The 17,207-nt window shown below is 64.3% G+C and carries 16 protein-coding genes; 6 read left to right on the top strand and 10 right to left on the bottom strand.

The genetic code is table 11. The features are described 5' to 3' along the window. Positions 1-106: 106 nt before the first annotated feature. The 9 genes from panC to dksA form a co-directional block, all read right to left on the bottom strand. Positions 107-970, bottom strand: a complete 864-nt coding sequence (panC, locus tag HU766_RS00135) for a pantoate--beta-alanine ligase (protein WP_186652593.1) — start codon at positions 968-970, stop codon at positions 107-109. Then, complete coding sequence (panB, locus tag HU766_RS00130) at positions 967-1,767, bottom strand: 3-methyl-2-oxobutanoate hydroxymethyltransferase (RefSeq protein ID WP_033701569.1); 801 nt, start codon at positions 1,765-1,767, stop codon at positions 967-969. The genes panC and panB overlap by 4 nt, the downstream gene beginning before the upstream one ends. Positions 1,768-2,013: 246 nt before the next feature. Continuing rightward, positions 2,014-2,493 carry a 2-amino-4-hydroxy-6-hydroxymethyldihydropteridine diphosphokinase gene (gene folK, locus HU766_RS00125; protein ID WP_186652592.1) on the bottom strand — a complete coding sequence of 160 codons (480 nt, stop codon included), beginning with the start codon at positions 2,491-2,493 and terminating at the stop codon, positions 2,014-2,016. Next, complete coding sequence (locus HU766_RS00120) at positions 2,490-3,878, bottom strand: polynucleotide adenylyltransferase PcnB (RefSeq protein WP_033701566.1); 1,389 nt, start codon at positions 3,876-3,878, stop codon at positions 2,490-2,492. The genes folK and HU766_RS00120 overlap by 4 nt, the downstream gene beginning before the upstream one ends. 798 nt (positions 3,879-4,676) lie before the next feature. Then, on the bottom strand, positions 4,677-6,116 hold the full coding sequence (locus HU766_RS00115; protein ID WP_047583820.1) for a sigma-54 dependent transcriptional regulator: 1,440 nt from the start codon (positions 6,114-6,116) through the stop codon (positions 4,677-4,679). A 4-nt stretch (positions 6,117-6,120) separates the two neighbouring features. Next, positions 6,121-9,096 carry a sensor histidine kinase gene (locus HU766_RS00110; protein WP_077068659.1) on the bottom strand — a complete coding sequence of 992 codons (2,976 nt, stop codon included), beginning with the start codon at positions 9,094-9,096 and terminating at the stop codon, positions 6,121-6,123. Beyond that, on the bottom strand, positions 9,080-9,256 hold the full coding sequence (locus HU766_RS00105; protein WP_003250005.1) for a hypothetical protein: 177 nt from the start codon (positions 9,254-9,256) through the stop codon (positions 9,080-9,082). The genes HU766_RS00110 and HU766_RS00105 overlap by 17 nt, the downstream gene beginning before the upstream one ends. A gap of 301 nt (positions 9,257-9,557) precedes the next feature. Beyond that, positions 9,558-10,445: a tRNA glutamyl-Q(34) synthetase GluQRS gene (gluQRS, locus tag HU766_RS00100; protein WP_095063787.1), complete on the bottom strand. Its 888-nt coding sequence runs from the start codon at positions 10,443-10,445 to the stop codon at positions 9,558-9,560. Between the two features lie 63 nt (positions 10,446-10,508). Beyond that, on the bottom strand, positions 10,509-10,955 hold the full coding sequence (gene dksA, locus HU766_RS00095) for an RNA polymerase-binding protein DksA (protein ID WP_095063786.1): 447 nt from the start codon (positions 10,953-10,955) through the stop codon (positions 10,509-10,511). 210 nt (positions 10,956-11,165) lie between these two features. Between dksA and HU766_RS00090 the strand changes: the two genes are divergently transcribed. Together HU766_RS00090 and sfsA are read left to right on the top strand one after the other, a co-directional pair. Beyond that, positions 11,166-12,338: a pyridoxal phosphate-dependent aminotransferase gene (locus HU766_RS00090; RefSeq protein WP_033701559.1), complete on the top strand. Its 1,173-nt coding sequence runs from the start codon at positions 11,166-11,168 to the stop codon at positions 12,336-12,338. Then, positions 12,338-13,051 carry a DNA/RNA nuclease SfsA gene (gene sfsA, locus HU766_RS00085; RefSeq protein ID WP_186652591.1) on the top strand — a complete coding sequence of 238 codons (714 nt, stop codon included), beginning with the start codon at positions 12,338-12,340 and terminating at the stop codon, positions 13,049-13,051. Before HU766_RS00090 ends, sfsA begins: the two co-directional genes overlap by 1 nt. Here sfsA and HU766_RS00080 read toward each other — a convergent pair. After that, positions 13,041-13,358 carry a Rieske (2Fe-2S) protein gene (locus HU766_RS00080; RefSeq protein ID WP_186652590.1) on the bottom strand — a complete coding sequence of 106 codons (318 nt, stop codon included), beginning with the start codon at positions 13,356-13,358 and terminating at the stop codon, positions 13,041-13,043. The genes sfsA and HU766_RS00080 overlap by 11 nt on opposite strands. A 149-nt stretch (positions 13,359-13,507) precedes the next feature. Here HU766_RS00080 and HU766_RS00075 point away from each other — a divergent pair, with 149 nt between their 5' ends. The 4 genes from HU766_RS00075 to HU766_RS00060 are packed head-to-tail and all read left to right on the top strand — an operon-like array spanning position 13,508 to position 17,093. Then, positions 13,508-14,392 (top strand): ABC transporter substrate-binding protein, encoded by an 885-nt coding sequence (locus HU766_RS00075; protein ID WP_186652589.1) that lies wholly within the window; start codon positions 13,508-13,510, stop codon positions 14,390-14,392. A 50-nt stretch (positions 14,393-14,442) separates the two neighbouring features. After that, complete coding sequence (locus HU766_RS00070) at positions 14,443-15,426, top strand: iron ABC transporter permease (RefSeq protein ID WP_162181160.1); 984 nt, start codon at positions 14,443-14,445, stop codon at positions 15,424-15,426. Continuing rightward, positions 15,426-16,193: a heme ABC transporter ATP-binding protein gene (locus HU766_RS00065; protein ID WP_186652588.1), complete on the top strand. Its 768-nt coding sequence runs from the start codon at positions 15,426-15,428 to the stop codon at positions 16,191-16,193. The genes HU766_RS00070 and HU766_RS00065 overlap by 1 nt, the downstream gene beginning before the upstream one ends. Positions 16,194-16,205: 12 nt before the next feature. Next, a complete protein-coding gene (locus tag HU766_RS00060) occupies positions 16,206-17,093 on the top strand; it encodes a ChaN family lipoprotein (RefSeq protein WP_186652587.1) in 888 nt (295 codons plus the stop codon). Positions 17,094-17,207: the final 114 nt, after the last annotated feature.

Genomic DNA, 17,207 nt, shown 5'->3' with positions numbered 1-17,207 from the left:
GGGAATGGGGGGCGTGACGGGATATCGCGGGGCATCTGCACGGTGTGTTGCGGGGGCGGCCTTGCGCCGCGAAAGGGGCGCAAAACGCCCCCGGAAAACCGCGTGATCAGGCGGTCTTGTCTTCCACGTGCAGGTACAGGTTGTCGATCAACCGGGTGTTACCCAGGTAAGCCGCCGCGATCACCACCAGGTCCCGATCATCGATCAGCGCCGGGCGCAGGCTCACGGCATGGCGAATTTCCAGGTAGTCCGGGCGCAACCCCGCAGCGGTCAGTTGCGCCAGCCCTTCTGCGGTCAGTGCCGCAAAATCACGCTGGCCACGGCCAAGCGCCGCCCCGATGTGCTGCAGGGTGCGGTACAGCGCAGGCGCGGTAACACGTTGCTCGGGCGTGAGGTAACCATTGCGCGACGACAGCGCCAGGCCGTCCTCGGCGCGCACGGTAGGCTCACCGATGATCTGGATGGGCATGTTCAGGTCGCGCACCATGGCGCGGATCACGGCCAACTGCTGGAAGTCCTTCTCGCCGAACACGGCGAGGTCCGGCTGGACCATGTTGAACAGCTTGCTGACCACCGTCGCCACACCCTCGAAATGCCCTGGCCGGCTGGCGCCGCACAGGCCTTCGGAGAGCTGGGGCACGCTTACCCGGGTTTGCACGCTCATGCCGTCGGGGTACATCTCGTCGACAGTCGGGGCAAACAGCAGGTTGCAGCCGGCCTGGAGCAAGCGCTCCTGGTCGGCAGCCAGGGTACGCGGGTAGGCGTCGAGGTCTTCATTGACGCCGAACTGCAGCGGGTTGACGAAGATGCTGGCAACCACGAAATCGGCTCGCTGGGCGGCCTTGGTCACCAGGGCGGCATGGCCGCTGTGCAGGTTGCCCATGGTCGGCACGAACGCGATGCGCTTGCCTTCGCCGCGGGCGCGGCCAACGGCGGCGCGCAGTTCACGGACGGTCTTGACAGTGTTCATGCGCTGAACCCATGTTCGCTGGCGGGGAAGCTGACGTCCTTGACCGCCTTCACGTAGGCGGCGAGGGCGCTGTCGATGTCCGGCTGGCCGGCCATGAAGTTCTTCACGAACTTCGGTACCCGGCCACTCAGCGACAGGCCGAGCATGTCGTGCAGTACCAGCACCTGGCCATCGGTGGCGCTGCCGGCGCCGATGCCGATCACCGGAATGCTCACCGCCTGGGTGATTTCCGCTGCCAGTTCACTAGGCACGCATTCGAGCAGCAGCATGGCCGCGCCGGCCTGTTCCAAGGCAATGGCGTCGGCACGCATCTGCCGCGCCTGGGCTTCCTGGCGGCCCTGCACCTTGTAACCGCCCAGCACGTTGACGGTCTGTGGCGTCAGGCCCATGTGCGCACACACCGGTACACCGCGCTCGGCCAGCAGGCGAACGGTCTCGGCCAGCCAGGCGGCGCCTTCGAGCTTGATCATGTGGGCGCCGGCCTGCATCAGCGTGGCGCAGTTGGCGAAGGCCTGCTCGGGGGTGGCGTGCGCCATGAACGGCAGGTCGGCCAGAATCAGCGCGCCATCGTTGCCACGCTTGACGCAGGCAGTGTGGTAGGCCATTTCCGCCGTGGTCACAGGCAGTGTGCTGTCGTGGCCTTGCAGGACCATCCCCAGCGAGTCGCCCACCAGCAACACTTCGACACCGGCCTGGCTGGCGGCCTTGGCGAAGGTCGCGTCGTAGCAGGTCAGCATGGTGATTTTTTCACCCTTGGCCTTGAGGCCATGCAGGGTGGTCAGGGTTACTTCAGGCATGTAGGAAAATCCTCGTTCAGGCGCTGTTAAAACGACTGCATACAACGCGTGTAGTCATCTTCCGGAGCGGCACATCATCGCGCGTGATGTTCGCAGGTCCGTCCGGGCCTAAATACGGGTATGCGGCACAGGGGTGCCACACGGGACGCCTATAGTCGTGAGCGAGGTGGGGGAAGTCAATCACCCTGTTACCGCATTGTTACGAACAGGGTGTTACTGGCGTTACCGTCGCCTGGAGCGCCCGAATTACAGGCGCTCGAGACCGACGAACGGGCAGGCGCTGATGAGCTCGGCGAGTTCGCGGCCATCGGGCAGGCAGAAGCCGTCTGGCACCAGTTCGGCCAGGGGGTACAGCACGAAGGCGCGGGCGTGCATGTGGTAATGCGGTACCTGCAGGCGCGGCACGTCGATCAGCTGGTCGCCAAACAGCAGGATATCCAGGTCGAGCGTGCGAGGGCCCCAACGCTCCTTGCGCACGCGGCCCTGGTCATTTTCGATGGCCTGCAGGGCGTCGAGCAGGGCCAATGGCTCGAGCGAGGTGTCGAGCGCCGCCACGGCGTTGGTGTAGCGCGGCTGGCCAGGCAGCAGCGAGTCGCTGGTGAACAGGCCCGAGGCCGCCACCAGGCGGGTGCCTTCGGCCTGGCCCAGCGCCTGGAAGGCGTTCTGCAGTTGTTCTGCAGGCGCGTCCAGGTTGCTGCCCAGGCCGATGTAGGCGCGCGTTGTCACTCGAACGCCTCGTCGCCACCGCGTTTACGCTTGCTGGGGCTGCGTTTGCGCTTGCGCGGGCCGGCGCCGGTACCTTCGTCGCGGCTGCCCAGCTCACGGATCATGTCGCGGCGCTGGCTGTCGTTGGCATCTTGGTAGTCAGTCCACCATTGGCCGAGGTCATCGGTTTCCTCGCCAGCGCTTTCACGCAGCAGCAGGAAGTCGTAACCGGCACGGAAGCGCGGGTTGTCCAGCAGTTGGTCGGCGCGCTTGCCGCTGCGACGTGGCAGGCGTTCCTGCATGTCCCAGATCTCGCGGATCGGCAGGGTGAACCGCTTCGGGATAGCAATGCGTGCGCACTGTTCGGCGATCAGGTCGTGGGCCGCACCGTTCATGGCTGGGATCGGTGGCACACCCTGGTTTTGCAGGTGCAGCACACGGGCCGGCAGGGCGGGCCACAGCAGCGCGGCGAAGAGGAAGGCCGGCGTGACCGGTTTGCCCTGTTTGACGCGCAGATCGGTGTTGGTCAGCGCCTGGCTGATCAAGGTGTGGGTGTAGCTCGGGCGTTCGTCCAGGGCTTGCGCGCTGGCCGGGAACAACGGCTCGAACAGCTGCAGGTCGACCAGCATTTCGAAGGCCATCGCACCTTGGCCCGAGAGGAACAGCTTCAGGCTTTCCTCGAACAGGCGCGCAGGCGGTATCTCGCGCAGCAGCGGGGCCAACTCGCGGATCGGCTGCACCGTGTGCTTCTCGATGCCGAAGTCGAGCTTGGCGGCGAAACGCACGGCACGCAGCATGCGCACCGGGTCTTCCTGGTAGCGGTGGGTCGGGTCACCGATCAGGCGCAACAGGCGGTTGCGCACATCGTGCACGCCGTTGGCGTAATCGAGGATGCGCTCGCTGACGGGGTCGTAGTAGAGGGCATTGATGGTGAAGTCGCGGCGTTGCGCGTCTTCTTCCAGGGTGCCGTACACGTTGTCACGCAGGATGCGGCCACTGGCATTGTGCGACGAACGGTGGTTATCACCTTGGTCGTCTTCCGAGTGGTGGGCGCGGAAGGTGGCGACTTCGATGATTTCACGGCCGAAATGCACGTGGACCAGCTTGAAGCGGCGACCAATGATGCGCGCGTTACGGAACTCGGCACGGACCTGTTCGGGCGTGGCGCTGGTGGCGACGTCGAAGTCTTTGGGCGTGATGCCCAGCATCAGGTCGCGGACACAGCCACCGACCAGGTAAGCCTGGTAGCCCGCACTCTGCAGGCGCTCGACGATGTTCACCGCGTGGCGGCTGAACTGGTGGCGTTGCAGCGAGTGTTGGCTCTTGTTGATCACCTCGGGCGTGGTGCGCCTGTGGTGCTGGCCCGGTACGGGAGGGCGGAACGACTGGAACAGCTTCTTCAGCATGGGATGCACTGTTTGAAGGAATGTTCGGCCAAGAATAGGAGAATGGCCGCATGATGGGCGGGGATTCTAGCATTTACTCAAGGAATGGTGTAGGCGGGTAGCAGGATGACTGCCAGAAGGGAGAAACGACAAGGGGAGCTTAAGCTCCCCAAGAAGTCGTTGCGTGCTCTTATTATTTTTTTGCTGGGCTTTTTGTTTTTGTTGAGTGCCCTGCCCACAAATCGCAAAGCTTGTGGACGACCCCTAATCCAGGGGTAAAGAGCAAACGGATTGCTTTGGCCGCTGATGTCACGTTGATCTGTCGATCCAACCAGTTCAGGCGCTGCTTTTTAGTGCAGTTTTTGTTGTTCTCTGCCTGGTCGTGGGGCAAGCCCCAAACACGCATCCTCTCCAAAAGAATCAGTTAGCTGCGCCTCCGCCGTCTTGTTTTTATTGTGCGTGAGCCGTTTCGTCTTGTTCTTATTATGAGTTGCAGTGCTTGTTATTGTTTTTGTACTAAGCATATAGCAGGTGCCGTGCCAACTTTTCGAAACCCAATGAAATCAAGGGTTTGCAGGTTTTTGCAGGATTCTGGTGGGCGGAAAATGGCGGGGTTTCGTTACCGTACACCTCGGCAACTGTTACGTCTGAAAGGTTGGGTAACAGATTTTTGCGGTAACTGATGTGTTACCTGGGGTGTGCCCAAGGCCAAGTGTGTTCGCCACAACCTGTTCAGCGCCTATGCGATCGAGCGCCGCGCGGGCGGCGCTCGATCTCCCAGGCGCCGCACTTGCTGCGGCGAACACTGGGCAGGTTGAATTACTCGCTGGTAGCGTTACTCTTGCGCCGCGGGATGCCCAGGCGCTGACGGCGTTCCCACAGGCATTTGCGGCTGACGCCAAGCTTGCGGGCAAGCTCTGTCTCGGTCATGTGGTCCTGGTGCTCCAGGACGAAGTGCTGGAAGTAGTCCTCCAGTGACAGGTCCTCGGTCGGCTCATGGCTGGCATTGCCAGCGCTGGCGCCGCCCAGGGCGTTGTCGAGCAGGTCGTCGTCTTCCAGGTCGCTCAGCTCGATGTCGATGCCCAGCAGGTCGGCGGAAATTTCTGCGCTCTCGCTGAGAATCACCGCGCGCTCGACGGCGTTTTCCAGCTCACGCACGTTACCCGGCCAGCTGTAATGACGAATGGCCTGTTCGGCGTCGGCAGAGAAGTGCAGGTCATCACGGCCGATGCGTGCGCTCTGGCGGGCCAGGAAGGCGCTGGCAATCTCGTTGACGTCGCTGCCGCGCTCACGCAGGGCGGGCAGTTTCAGGGCGATCACGTGCAGGCGGTAATAAAGGTCTTCACGGAACTGGCCGGCCTTGGCCAGGTTTTTCAGGTCGCGGTGAGTCGCGGCAATCAGGCGCACATCGACCTTTTGCGACTGCACCGAGCCGACCCGGCGGATTTCGCCTTCCTGCAGCACGCGCAGCAGGCGAGCCTGTGCTTCCAGTGGCAATTCGCCGATCTCATCGAGGAACAAGGTGCCGCCGTCCGCCGCTTCAACCAGCCCAGCGCGCCCTGCGCTGGCGCCGGTGAAGGCGCCTTTTTCGTGGCCGAACAACTCGGACTCGATCAGGGTCTCGGGGATGGCCGCGCAGTTCACCGAGATCATCGGTGCCTTGGCCCGCCGCGACAGGTTGTGCAGGGCGCGGGCGACCAGCTCCTTGCCGGTGCCCGATTCGCCCTGGATCAGGACATTGGAATCGGTCGGCGCCACCTTGCGGATCTTGCTGTACATGTCCTGCATCGGCGGGCACGAGCCGATGATGCCAATTTCGCCGTTGGCCGAGGCATTGCTGCCCTTGTCGGCAGCGGCGGCCTTGCCGTTGCTGCGCGGCTCGGTAGCCGGTGCGGCAGCGGGCGCGCTTGGCCGGTCACGGAGGATGCGCGCCACAGCTTGTAGCATCTCGTCGTGGTCGAAGGGCTTGGCGATGTAGTCCACCGCGCCCATTTTCATCGAATCCACCGCCGAGCGCAGGCTGGCGTAACTGGTCATGATCAGTACCGGGGTGCCCTGGCCGAGCTTGATCAGCTCGGTGCCAGGTGCGCCCGGCAGGCGCAGGTCGCTGACGATCAGGTCGAAGGTGGCAATGCTGAAGCGTTCCTGGGCTTCCTGCACCGAGCCGGCTTCGCTGACTTGGTACTGGTTCCGCTCGAGCAGGCGACGCAAGGCCGAGCGGATGATGGTTTCGTCTTCGACGATCAGAATATGCGGCATTGATTCAATTCTCTCGACGGTCTCGAATTTCAGGGGACGTCGCTACGACATGCCGGGGCAGGGTCACGCGGATCCGGGTGCCACGTTGCCGTTCGATATCGGCAGGGCTGTCGATGGTGATTTGCCCATAATGCTCTTCCACGATGGAATAGACCAGAGCGAGCCCCAGTCCGGTTCCTTCGCCCGGGTCCTTGGTGGTGAAGAAGGGTTCGAACAGGCGGTCCATGATGTTCTTCGGGATGCCACTGCCCTCGTCTTCGACGATCAGGTCGACGGTGTGTTCGCTGATTTCGCTGCGCACGCGCACGGCACTGCCGGGCGGCGACGCGTCGCGGGCATTGGAGAGCAGGTTGATCAGCACCTGGGCCAGGCGCTGGGGGTCCCCTTCGGCCCAGTGTTCCGGGTCGCAGAGGTTGAAGAACTGGACTTCGAAGTTGCGCCGGTTCAACGCCAGCAGGCCGATGGCATCCTGCGCCACTTCGGCCAGGCACACCGGCTCTTCGCTGTTCTGGTGGCTGCCACCGGCATGGGCGAAGCTCATCAACGACTGGACAATGCGCGATACCCGTTTGGTCTGCTCCAGAATCTGGCTCGACAGCTCGGTGATCTCGCCATCGCCCTCGCGTTCCTCGCGCAGGTTCTGCGCCAGGCAGGCGATGCCGGTGATCGGGTTGCCGATTTCGTGGGCCACGCCCGCCGCCAGGCGGCCGATGCTGGCCAGGCGCTCGGAGTGCACCAGCTTGTCTTCCAGGGCCTGGGTTTCGGTCAGGTCTTCGACCAGCAGCACCAGGCCGCTGTTACCCGGTGCCAGTGGCTCGTCGATGGCGGCCTTGTGCAGGTTCAGCCAACGGGGCTGGCCGTCGAGGGCCAGGCGTTGCTTGTGCAAGTGTTCGTCGGGCAGGTCGATGAAGCCTTGCAGCAGGCCGCGCCACGGTTCGCCGATGGTCACCAGGCGCGACCCGACCACGTGCTTGGCAGCGATGCCGGTGAGCTCTTCCATGGCCTTGTTCCACATCAGGATCTCTTGGTCCTTGGCCAGGGAGCACACGCCCATGGGCAGTTCCTGCAGCGTCTGGCGGTGGTAGCGGCGCAAGGCGTCGAGCTCGGCGGCAAGGCCGGTCAGGCGTGAGTGATAGTCTTCCAGGCGGCTTTCGATGAAGTGGATGTCTTCGGTGACGTAGTTTTCGTTGCCGGACTTGTAGGGCAGGAAGGTCTCGACCATGTCCTGGGCCACGCTCGGGCCCATCAGGCCCGAGAGGTTGGCCTCGATGCGGTCGCGCAGGCGGCGCAACGCGTAGGGGCGGCGCTCGTCGAATGGCAGGTAGAGGTCGCGCAGTGCTTGTTCCACTTCTTTCTGCGCGGCCTTGGCGCCCAATGGCTTGGCCAGTTGGGTGGCAAACTCCTGCGGCGAGGCGGCATGCAGCTCACGGCGCTGCGGGCGCCGCACGTTGTCCACCGCGCACGCTTCGGCGGCGCTGACCTCTTCGCTGCTGGCGTTGGTGAACAGCGAGATCAGCGTAAACAGCAAGACGTTGGCCGCCAGCGAGGCGATGGCCGCCATGTGCCAGCTGGTGTCGTCGAGCACATAGATCATGTCCAGCAACGGGATGTAGAAGCCCTGCAGGTTGCCCAACAGCGGCAGCAGCATGGTCACCATCCACACCAGGGTGCCGGCCAGCAAGCCGGCGATGAAGCCGCGGCGGTTGGCGGTCGGCCAATACAGTACCGACAGCACGCCCGGCAGGAACTGCAAGGTGGCGACAAACGCGACGATGCCCAGGTTGGCCAGGCTCTGATGGTTGTTCTGGGTCAGGTAGAACATGAAACCGGCGGTGATGATGGCGACGATCAGCGCGCGGCGTGTCCATTTCAGCCAGCGGTAGATGTTGCCTTCGGCCGGCGGCTGGTACAGCGGCAGCACCAGGTGGTTGAGGGCCATGCCCGACAGCGCGAGGGTGGTGACGATGATCAACCCGCTGGCCGCTGACAGGCCGCCTATATACGCCAGCAGCGCCAGCGCCTCGTTGTTGGCAGCAATGCCAAGGCCCAGCGTGAAGTACTCGGGGTTGGTGCTGGCGCCCAGGCGCAGGCCGGCCCATAGCACCAGCGGCACGGCCAGGCTCATCAGCAACAGGAACAGCGGCAGGCCCCAGCTGGCACTGACCAGCGAGCGCGGGTTGAGGTTTTCGGTAAAGGCCATGTGGTACATGTGCGGCATGACGATGGCCGAGGCGAAGAACACCAGCAGCAGGGTGCGCCATGGCCCTTCCTGCAGCGGTGTGTGCAGTGCGGCCAGGGCGGTCTGGTTCTGCAGCAGCCACACTTCAAGCTCGTGCGGGCCGCCGAACACACCGTACAAGGCATACAGCCCGATACCGCCCAGGGCCAGCAGTTTGATCACCGACTCGAAGGCAATGGCAAACACCAGCCCTTCGTGCTTCTCGCGCGTGGCGATGTGCCGCGAGCCGAAGAAGATGGTGAACAGGGTGATCAGTGCACAAAAGGCGAAGGCCACCCTGGCCTTGACCGGCTCGCCGGTAAGGATGCTGATCGAATCGGCCACCGCCTGGATCTGCAGGGCCAGCAACGGCAATACGCCAATCAGCATGATGACGGTGGTCAGCGCGCCGGCCCAAGTGCTGCGAAAGCGAAACGCCAGCAGGTCGGCCAGGGACGATAGCTGATAGGTGCGGGTGATCTTGAGGATCGGGTAGAGCAGCACCGGCGCCAGCAGGAAGGCCCCGGAAACCCCCAGGTAGCAGGCCAGGAAGCCATAACCGTACTGGTAGGCCAGGCCGACCGAGCCATAGAAGGCCCAGGCACTGGCATACACGCCCAGCGACAGGGTGTAGGTCAGCGGGTGGCGAATGATCGAACGGGGAATCAGCCCGCGCTCGCTGATCCAGGCCACGCCGAACAGTACCATCAGGTACGCGGCGCTGATCAGGATCATCTGGGTCAGGCTAAAGCTCATCGGCATCTCGTTGGCTCTGCAGGATGAAGGTGACGACGATCAGGATCAGCCAGAGCAGGTAGGGGCGGTACCAGGCACCGGTTGGTTCGATCCACCAGTCCATGATGGCCGGGGAGAACAGGTAGATCCCCACGACCAGAAGCAGGACCAAACGATAGATGTACATGCTGGCCTCGATGGTTGGGCGCTGCGGGCTTGGACTTATTATTGGCGCAAATGGCGGGGGGGATGCTAGCGGGAATCCATTGCGTTAGCCAAGGTTTTGAAAGTATTGGGCTTTTGATTTTGGTGAGATGCGCGGTGTTTAGCATCACGCGATTCCTGTAGGAGCGGCCTTGTGTCGCGATGGGGCGCGTAGCGGCCCCAGGATTTCAGCTCTGCCGCACCTATTGCCGGGGCTGCTTTGCAGCCCTTCGCGACACAAGGCCGCTCCTACACTGACCGCATTGGCCGGTCAGATCCGAGGCTCAGCGCAAATCAGCTTCAGGCACTGTGGTCCGCTGCGCAATCGCCTCCGGCCGCCACTGCTGGCGGGCTATCGCCAACACTTCAGCCGGCGTAGCCAACAGCAAATCGGGGTCTGCTTCCTGCCCCAACGCCCGCAATGCCCGCAACAGCAGCGGTGTAGCATGCTCCGCCTGCAGGGGTGGCGAACGGTACGACTTGCCCAGCTTGTGCCCATCCGGCTGCACGATCAGCGGAATATGCAGGTAGCGCGGCTGCGAGAACCCCAGCAGCTCTTGCAGGTACAGCTGGCGCGGTGTGTTGTCCAGCAGGTCGGCCCCGCGCACGATATCGGTAACACCTTGCCAGGCATCGTCCAGCACCACGGCCAACTGATAGGCGTACAACCCGTCACGGCGCTGGATGACGAAGTCGCCTACCTCGCGGCCCAGATGCTGCTCGAACGTGCCCTGCACCCGGTCGCTGAACCGGTAGATCAACTCCGGCACCCGCAGGCGGATCGCCGCACCTTCGCGGGCATGCCCGGCGTTACGGCACAACCCCGGGTAAATGCCGTTGTGGCCTTCGAGCTGTTTGCGCGAACAGGTGCAGGCGTAGGCCAGGCCCATGTTGAACAGGCGGTCGACCACGGCTGCATAGGCATCGTGGCGCTGGCTCTGGAACACCACCTCGCCGTCCCACGCCAACCCGTAGCGCTCCAGGGTCTGCAGGATGGCATCGCGGGCGCCGGGCATTTCCCGGGGCGGGTCGGTGTCTTCCATGCGCAGCAGCCAGCGGCCATTGACGGCGCGGGCATCGAGCCAGGAGGCGAGGGCGGCCACCAGCGAGCCGAAGTGCAGAAAACCGCTGGGGGTAGGGGCAAAGCGCCCGATGTAGCTGGAGTCGTTCATGGCTGTCGTGCGTCTGAAAATGAAACGGGGCGCAAGATGCGCCCCGTTCGGATGGGAAAAGGATCAGCCTTTGCCGACGGTTTTTTCCTTTTTCTCCGCGATTTCCTTGCAGTCGAAGCACAGGTCGGCGGTTGGGCGGGCTTCCAGACGGCGCAGGCCGATCTCGATGCCGCAGGATTCACACCAGCCGTATTCTTCGTCCTGGATCAACTGCAGGGTTTTATCAATCTTCTTGATCAGCTTGCGCTCGCGATCCCGACTACGCAGTTCCAGTGCAAACTCTTCTTCTTGGCTTGCACGGTCTGCAGGGTCAGCGAAGTTGGCCGCTTCTTCCTTCATGTGGTCGACGGTTTTATCGACACCCTCCATGAGGTCTTGTTTCCAGGCGTTGAGGACTTTGGTGAAGTGATCTCGCATGGGCTTACCCATGTACTCCTCACCCTTTTTTACCTCGTAAGGATCGACGCCATGAAGAGATTGATTCGATTTTTGCTTTTCTAGGGTGGACATGAATAGACCGCCTCTTACTCATCTGATCCAATGCGCAGGCTGCTCCATCTCCGGCAACTACCGGCCCTGCGACTGCTAGCCGCCGAACTTACCAGATAGATCAGGGGTGCGCTACCCCGCCCGATCCAGATAATTGACAGCGGCGCGAGCCACACGTTCGGTAGTGCGCAGAGGTAGAATCTCCAGTTTAGACCCAATTGAGAGAAGGTCATGGCCCACCCCTACAGTGCGCGCAGCCGCGCCATCGAACCCTTCCACGTCATGGCGCTGCTGGCGCGGGCCAACGAGCTGCAGGCGGCCGGGCACGACGTGATCCACCTGGAAATCGGCGAACCGGACTTCACCACGGCTGCGCCCATCGTCGAGGCCGGCCAGGCGGCATTGGCTGCGGGCCACACCCGCTATACCGCCGCCCGTGGCCTGCCGGCGCTGCGTGAGGCGATCGCCGGTTTCTATGGGCAGCGTTACGGGGTGAGTGTCGACCCCGAGCGCATTTTGATCACCCCAGGCGGCTCTGGCGCGCTGTTGCTGGCCAGCAGCCTGTTGGTCGACCCCGGCAAGCACTGGTTGCTGGCCGACCCGGGCTACCCCTGCAACCGCCACTTCCTGCGCCTGGTTGAAGGCGGCGCACAGTTGGTGCCGGTGGGGCCAGAGGTCAATTACCAACTGACAGCCGACCTGGTTGAGCGCTACTGGGACAAGGACACGGTCGGCGCCCTGGTCGCCTCGCCGGCCAACCCGACCGGAACGGTGCTGGACCGTGCCGAGCTGGCCAGCCTGTCCGCCGCCACCCGCGAACGCCATGGCCACCTGGTGGTGGACGAGATCTACCACGGGCTGACCTACGGTATGGATGCCCCCAGTGTGCTGGAAGTGGACGATGAAGCCTTTGTGCTGAATAGTTTTTCCAAGTATTTCGGCATGACCGGCTGGCGCTTGGGCTGGCTGGTGGCGCCGCCTGGCGCGGTGGCTGACCTGGAGAAACTCGCGCAAAACCTGTACATCAGTGCGCCGAGCATGGCCCAGCATGCTGCGCTGGCGTGCTTCCAGCCGCAAACCCTGGCGATTCTGGAAGCGCGCCGTGCCGAGTTCGCCCGCCGTCGCGACTACCTGCTGCCGGCGTTGCGCGAGCTGGGCTTCGGCATTGCCGTGGAGCCCCAGGGGGCCTTCTATCTGTATGCCGACATCAGCGCCTTCGGCGGCGATGCCTTCGCCTTCTGCCGGCACTTCCTCGAAACCGAGCACGTGGCGTTTACCCCTGGGCTGGACTTTGGCCGCCACCTGGCAGGGCATCACGTGCGGTTTGCCTACACCCAGAGCCTGCCGCGCCTGGAACAGGCGGTGCAGCGTATCGCTCGCGGCCTGCGCAGTTGGCAAGGCTGATGGCATTCTTCCCTCCACTCGAGCAGGGGCGCCTGCTGCGTCGCTACAAACGGTTTCTGGCGGACATCGAACTGGCCAGTGGCGAGCAGTTGACCATTCACTGCCCCAACACCGGTTCCATGCTCAACTGCATGCGCGAAGGCGGGCAGGTATGGTTCAGCCGCTCCAACGACCCCAAGCGCAAGCTGCCCGGCACCTGGGAAATCAGCGAAACGCCACAGGGGCGGCTGGCCTGCGTGAACACCGGGCGCGCCAACGCACTGGTTGAAGAGGCGTTGCGGGCCGGTGTGATCAGCGAGCTGGCCGGGTTCACGGCGCTCAGGCGCGAAGTGGCCTATGGCGAAGAGGGCAGCCGCATCGATTTTCGCCTGGAGTTCGACAGCGGCCCGGCCTATGTCGAGGTCAAGAGCGTGACCCTGGGCTACCCCGACACTGACGTTGCGGCATTCCCCGATGCCGTCACCCAGCGCGGCGCCAAGCACCTGCGCGAGCTGGCGACGTTGGCCCGCAATGGTGTTCGTGCCGTGCAGCTTTATTGTGTGAACCTGACCGGGGTCGGAGCGGTGCGCCCAGCCGAGGAAATCGACGCGGCCTATGCCCAGGCATTGCGCGCCGCCGTGGCTGAAGGGGTCGAGGTGCTGGCCTACGGCACCCATCTGGATGCCGAACGCATTGTCATCAACCGCCCATTGCCCGTGTTGCTCAACCCGTGAGCCAGATGCCCTGGCTGTCTTCGTGGCAGCCCAGGGCCTGCAGCACCTCGCCCTCGCAAGGCCCAGCCACGCATTCGCCGTTCTCTATAAGAAACAAGGCGCCATGATGGGCGCAGTGAATCAGGCTGGCGCTGTCATCGAGAAACGCATCGGTTGCCCAGTTCAGGGGGATGCCCCGGTGTGGGCAGCGGTTGCGATAAAGGTACACCTGGCCCTGGCGGCGGACGCCGAACAGGTCGACGCCGTCTACGCTGAAGGCGCGGCTGTGGCCCTCGGCCAATGAGCTGGAAGTACAAAGCAAGTGCATGGCAAGGAAGACTCGTGAAACACGTGATGGCTTGACGCTTCAATGCGAATAATTATCAAATTGCCCGCATTCGCTGCGCCCAGCCGTCTATGGTGCGCAGTTCCGCCGCCCGCCACAAGGCGCGCGGCCCGCCTTCAGAAGGAAATCCGATGATGCGCCGCCCCGTCGCCCTGATCGCCCTGTGCGCAGGTTTAGTGCTGTCTACCCAGGCCCTGGCTGCCGAACTGCCGCAGCGTTGGGTCAGCGCTGGTGGCGCGCTTAGCGAATGGGTCAGTGCGCTGGGCGGCGAAGCGCACCTGGTTGGCGTCGATACCACCAGCCAACACCCCGAGTCGCTGAAGGCGCTACCGAGTGTCGGCTATCAGCGGCAGTTGTCCGCCGAAGGCGTTCTGAGCCTGCGTCCTGATGTGTTGGTGGGTACCGAAGAGATGGGGCCGCCACCGGTGCTGGCGCAGATCCGCAAGGCGGGCGTGCGGGTTGAACTGTTCTCGGGCAAGGCCGAACTCGACGCGGTCGATGAAAACCTCAGGCACCTGGGGCAATTGCTTGGTGCAGAGCAACAAGCCACTGCGCTGGCAACAGGCTATCGCCAGCAGCTGGATGCGCTGCAGGCCGAGGTCAAGCAGGCCCAGGCGGGCCAGAAGGCGCCCGGCGTGTTGCTGCTGGTTGGCCATGCCGGTGCCAAGCCGTTGATCGCTGGCCAAGGCACCACGGGCGATTGGCTGCTGCGACAGGCCGGGGCGCGCAACCTGGCGGAGCACCAAGGCTACAAGAACTTCTCCAGCGAAGCGCTGGCAGCGCTGGACCCGGACGTGGTGGTGTTTTCCGACCGTGCGTTGGCCGATGAGCAGGCGCTGCAGGCGTTGCTCAAGGAGAACCCGGCGCTGGCGGCCTCCCGTGCGGTGCGTGAGCAGCGCCTGGTGTCACTCGACCCGACGCTGCTGGTGGGCGGCCTTGGGCCACGCTTGCCGGCGACCCTGCGCACGCTGGCTGGGGCCTTCTACCCAGCAGCCAAGGCCAGCTTCGCGCAATGAAGCAGCGCGTTCAGCCACGCACACTGATCGTCTGCCTGAGCCTGTTGTGCCTGTTGGCGGTGTGGTTGTCCCTGGCCCTGGGGCCGGTCAGCCTGCCGCTGTTCGATACCTTGCGCGCGGGCCTGCGTTTGTTGGGGCTGCCCGTGGCGGGTGATGACCTGCAGCAGGCCGAGATGATCCTCGGCCAGATCCGCCTGCCGCGTACCTTGCTGGGGCTGGCGGTCGGGGCGGTGCTGGCGCTGTCCGGCGTGGCCATGCAGGGGCTGTTCCGCAACCCGCTGGCCGACCCGGGGCTGGTGGGGGTCGCTGCCGGGGCGGCGATGGGCGCTGCGGTGGCCATCGTCGGTGGCAGCTGGTTTGGCGGCATGCCCGATGTGCTCGCGCCCTATCTGTTGTCGCTGTGTGCCTTTATCGGTGGCCTGGGGGTGACCGCGCTGGTCTATCGCCTGGGGCGGCGTGACGGCCAGACCAATGTCGCCACGATGTTGCTGGCCGGCGTGGCGATGACCGCATTGGGCGGCGCAGCGGTGGGCTTGTTCTCTTACCTGGCCGATGATGCCACCTTGCGCACCTTGACCTTCTGGAACCTGGGCAGCCTCAATGGCGCCAGCTACGAGCGGTTGTGGCCGCTGCTGATGGTGGCCGGGGGCGTGGCGTTGTGGTTGCCGCGTCGGGCGCGGGCGCTGAATGCCTTGCTGCTGGGTGAATCGGAGGCGCGGCACCTGGGTATCGAGGTGGAGCGGCTCAAGCGCGAATTGGTGTTCTGTACCGCGTTGGGAGTGGGTGCGGCGGTGGCCGCCGCAGGGCTGATCGGCTTCATTGGCCTGGTGGTGCCGCACCTGGTGCGATTGCTGGCAGGGCCCGACCATCGGGTGGTGTTGCCCGCCTCGTTGCTGGCCGGGGGTGTGCTGATGCTGTTCGCCGACCTGGTGGCGCGGCTGGTGCTGGCGCCGGCCGAGCTGCCGATCGGTATCGTCACCGCCCTTATCGGTGCGCCGTTTTTCCTGGTCCTGCTGATTCGAGGGCGTAGCTGATGTTGCAAGTCGAGGGCCTGCACCTGCGGCGGGGCAGCAATGAAGTGCTGCATGACGTCCACCTGCAACTGACCCCGGGGCAGGTCGTGGGTGTGCTCGGCCCCAATGGCGCGGGCAAGAGCAGCCTGCTGGGGGTGTTGTGTGGCGAGCTGGCCCCCGGCCAGGGGCGAGTGACGCTACAGGGCAGGCCATTGACTGACTGGGCCGGGCAGGCGCGGGCACAGCGCCTGGCGGTGCTGCCGCAGGTGTCCAGCCTGGGCTTTTCGTTCAGGGTCGAAGAGGTGGTGGCCATGGGGCGGATGCCCCATGGCAGCGGCCAGCTGCGCGACGCCGAGATCGTCGAAGCGGCCTTGCGTGCGGCGGATGCCTGGCACCTGCTGGGGCGCAGCTACCTGGCATTGTCGGGCGGTGAGCGGCAACGGGTACACCTGGCCCGCGTGCTGGCCCAGCTGTGGCCAGGTGAGCAGGGCACTACACTGCTGCTTGACGAACCGACCTCGATGCTCGACCCGCTGCACCAGCACACGACCCTGCAAGCGGTGCGGCGTTTCGCTGATCGCGGCGCTGCGGTGCTGGTGATCCTGCATGACCTGAACCTGGCGGCACGCTACTGTGATCGTATCCTGCTGCTCGAACAGGGCCGCTGCCATGCCCTTGCATCACCCCAGGAGGTGTTGACGCCGGGGGCACTGAAGGCGGTGTTCGGCATCGATGTGCTGGTGCAGGCGCACCCCGAGCGCGGCCACCCGCTGATCATCACGCGTTAGGAGGCATTGCCGATGCGCCATCCGTTGCTGTCCGGTCTTGCGCTGTGCCTGGTGCTGGCGTTGGCGGGGTGCCAGGCCAGCCTGCCGCCGTTACCGGGCTGGCAGAGCCCCGAAGGGCGTGCCCACGCCCAGCTTGGGCAAATCACGGACCTGGCCAGCGGCCGGCTCATCAGCCCTGAGCAACTGGTCAGGCAGTTGGCCGACGCGCCACGTGTGCTGGTAGGGGAGAAGCATGACAACCCCGATCATCATGCGTTGCAGTTGTGGCTGTTGCGCGCCCTGCAGGCTCAGCGCCCCCAGGGCAGCCTGCTGCTGGAGATGCTGCAGCCCGAGCAGCAGCCGCTGGTCGACACACTTGAGGCGCAGCAAACGCTGCCTGCGGACCTGCCCAAGGCACTGGCCTGGGAGGATGGCTGGGACTGGCAGCTGTACGGGCCTATTGTGACGCACGCTTTGCAGGGCAACATTGCGCTGTTGGCCGCCAACCTTTCGCCCGCGCAGATGCGCCAAACCTATCGCCAGCCGGCGCCGTTGTCGGGCGCGCGTTCCAATGCCCCAGGGGTGAAGGCCGCGCTGCTTGAGCAGGTGCGTATCGGGCACTGCGGCCTGCTACCGCAAAGCCAGTTGCCAGCCATGCTTGCGGTCCAGCAGCAACGTGACCGGCGCATGGCCGAACGCTTGATGGCGGCACCGCAGCCGGCCTTGCTGTTGGCGGGCGCTTACCACGTACGCAAGGACCTGGGGGTGCCGTTGCATCTGGCCGACCTCGGGGCGCAGGGGCGCAGCGCGGTCGTGCTGTTGGCCGAGGTGGGGGAAGAGGTCGAGGCGGGTATGGCCGACTATGTCTGGTTCACGGCGGCGGTGCCTGAGCAGGACTATTGCGCTCAACTGCGTCAGTAAGGCCAAACGGCAGGCAAAAAAAAGACCCGGCAAAAAGCCGGGTCAATAACCGTGATTAGCCTGATGAGGAGATAATCTGAGAGTCCGAACCAGGGGCTTTCAGTTTATCCAACC

The sequence above is a fragment of the Pseudomonas sp. SWRI77 genome (genome assembly GCF_014269105.1).
GTDB lineage: Bacteria > Pseudomonadota > Gammaproteobacteria > Pseudomonadales > Pseudomonadaceae > Aquipseudomonas > Aquipseudomonas capeferrum.
Note: the sequence above shows the minus strand (reverse complement) of the source record. Positions and strands in the feature narration are given on the sequence as shown.

Coding starts and splice junctions, on each gene's coding strand:
- panC (WP_186652593.1), bottom strand. CDS start 970: ATGAACACTGTCAAGACCGTCCGTGAACTGCGCGCCGCCGTTGGCCGC.
- panB (WP_033701569.1), bottom strand. CDS start 1,767: ATGCCTGAAGTAACCCTGACCACCCTGCATGGCCTCAAGGCCAAGGGT.
- HU766_RS00120 (WP_033701566.1), bottom strand. CDS start 3,878: ATGCTGAAGAAGCTGTTCCAGTCGTTCCGCCCTCCCGTACCGGGCCAG.
- HU766_RS00115 (WP_047583820.1), bottom strand. CDS start 6,116: ATGCCGCATATTCTGATCGTCGAAGACGAAACCATCATCCGCTCGGCC.
- HU766_RS00110 (WP_077068659.1), bottom strand. CDS start 9,096: ATGCCGATGAGCTTTAGCCTGACCCAGATGATCCTGATCAGCGCCGCG.
- HU766_RS00105 (WP_003250005.1), bottom strand. CDS start 9,256: ATGTACATCTATCGTTTGGTCCTGCTTCTGGTCGTGGGGATCTACCTG.
- gluQRS (WP_095063787.1), bottom strand. CDS start 10,445: ATGAACGACTCCAGCTACATCGGGCGCTTTGCCCCTACCCCCAGCGGT.
- dksA (WP_095063786.1), bottom strand. CDS start 10,955: ATGTCCACCCTAGAAAAGCAAAAATCGAATCAATCTCTTCATGGCGTC.
- HU766_RS00090 (WP_033701559.1), top strand. CDS start 11,166: ATGGCCCACCCCTACAGTGCGCGCAGCCGCGCCATCGAACCCTTCCAC.
- sfsA (WP_186652591.1), top strand. CDS start 12,338: ATGGCATTCTTCCCTCCACTCGAGCAGGGGCGCCTGCTGCGTCGCTAC.
- HU766_RS00080 (WP_186652590.1), bottom strand. CDS start 13,358: ATGCACTTGCTTTGTACTTCCAGCTCATTGGCCGAGGGCCACAGCCGC.
- HU766_RS00075 (WP_186652589.1), top strand. CDS start 13,508: ATGATGCGCCGCCCCGTCGCCCTGATCGCCCTGTGCGCAGGTTTAGTG.
- HU766_RS00065 (WP_186652588.1), top strand. CDS start 15,426: ATGTTGCAAGTCGAGGGCCTGCACCTGCGGCGGGGCAGCAATGAAGTG.
- HU766_RS00060 (WP_186652587.1), top strand. CDS start 16,206: ATGCGCCATCCGTTGCTGTCCGGTCTTGCGCTGTGCCTGGTGCTGGCG.